The sequence below is a fragment of the Helicobacter monodelphidis genome (assembly GCF_003288845.1).
Taxonomy (GTDB): Bacteria; Campylobacterota; Campylobacteria; order Campylobacterales; family Helicobacteraceae; genus NHYN01.
This window is the reverse complement of the sequence record NZ_NHYN01000060.1, coordinates 1-1,195: the sequence shown is the minus strand read 5'-3', so window position 1 is coordinate 1,195 and position 1,195 is coordinate 1. Positions and strand designations below refer to the sequence as shown.

The following is a 1,195-nucleotide window of genomic DNA, read 5'->3' as shown; positions in this document are numbered from 1 at the left end:
AATCTTACTTTCAATGAAGCGATTGAGAGTGGGCAATTCAATATTATGAGTAAGCAACGCTTAAAGATTTACAAAAGAGATACATACGAAGCGATGGCAGTCGCATTTTAAAGGAGAGAATATGGCAACATTTATGGAAAAAGATGTGCTTTTAGAACTTGTTAGCGGCACTCTTGCATATATAAGGTCGGAAACAACACAGCAAGCAGAGTGTGATAGAGTTCAGTTAAAGGATATTCGAGAAAATATTTGGATCACCTCTTGTGAAGAATTAGACTATCAAAAACTTGTTACTGATATAAAAAATATAAGAATAAAGTATGAGGACAGCAATGCTAAATAAACAAGATATTTTACAGGCATGGGCAGATATTCTTTCTTTAAGAGTTACCCCACATCAACAAAACCCTAAAGGTTTTGTATTAGGGGGGTAGCCCGGAGCGGGTAAATCTGCTTTGACTCAAAAGGTAAAGGAACAATTGCAAGGAAATGTTGTTGTGATTAATGCTGATGATTTACTAAAGGGCAAGAAAAGGGTTTAGATTTACAAAAGAGATACATACGAAGCGATGGCAGTCGCATTTTAAAGGAGAGAATATGCAAAAATACCCAGAAGTGTATAGTTTAGAGGAAAGTTTAGCGATTTTGGATAAATATAAAGACAGGCTAAATGAGGAGCAATATAATGCTATCAAGTCCGTAGTGTGTGGACACGCTATAGAAGATATATATGCAAATGAAGGAGACATTATTCTTCTTGTTAGAAAAAGTATATACAATTTAAGTGCTGATGAAATTCTAAAGGAATATAGAGAAAAGGGGATTATGGAAATATGAGTAATGATATTCATCGCATTTTTGAAGAATTAGTGCTTAATAATAAGCTCGGAATCAAAGATAAGGTAGTCTTTGAAGAAGAATCAAGAAAACATACCTTAATTAGGGCTATAGAATTAAATGCTAATCCCATTCAAGGCAACTTTGACTACCAACACTTGAAAGATATTCACAAATATATCTTTCAAGATATTTTTACTTGGGCAAAAGATCGGTTTGAGTTAAAGCTTTTTGGTTTTATGTATAAAGGAGATTCTGCATTCTGTGCAGGAGAATTTATCCCTAATGAGGCAAAGAGAATCTTTGAGAATTTAGAAAAACAAAATTATCTTAAAGATTCAAAAAGTCTTGATTCCTT

2 protein-coding genes and 2 pseudogenes are annotated in these 1,195 nt (G+C 33.4%); all 4 read left to right on the top strand.

Annotation, left to right across the window (positions count from 1 at the left end; genetic code table 11):
* Nucleotides 1-121: 121 nt before the first annotated feature.
* Entirely contained in the window at nucleotides 122-343 is a 222-nt protein-coding gene (locus CCZ01_RS09855) for a hypothetical protein (protein ID WP_112053030.1), read from the top strand.
* 103 nt (nucleotides 344-446) lie between these two features.
* Nucleotides 447-542: pseudogene (locus tag CCZ01_RS11035) on the top strand (hypothetical protein); the annotation flags it as partial.
* 55 nt (nucleotides 543-597) lie between these two features.
* Nucleotides 598-837 (top strand): hypothetical protein, encoded by a 240-nt coding sequence (locus CCZ01_RS09845; RefSeq protein WP_112053028.1) that lies wholly within the window; start codon nucleotides 598-600, stop codon nucleotides 835-837.
* A pseudogene (locus CCZ01_RS09840) lies at nucleotides 834-1,195 on the top strand (Fic/DOC family protein); the annotation flags it as partial. The gene CCZ01_RS09845 and the pseudogene CCZ01_RS09840, both read left to right, overlap by 4 nt.

Coding starts and splice junctions, on each gene's coding strand:
- CCZ01_RS09845 (WP_112053028.1), top strand. CDS start 598: ATGCAAAAATACCCAGAAGTGTATAGTTTAGAGGAAAGTTTAGCGATT.
- CCZ01_RS09855 (WP_112053030.1), top strand. CDS start 122: ATGGCAACATTTATGGAAAAAGATGTGCTTTTAGAACTTGTTAGCGGC.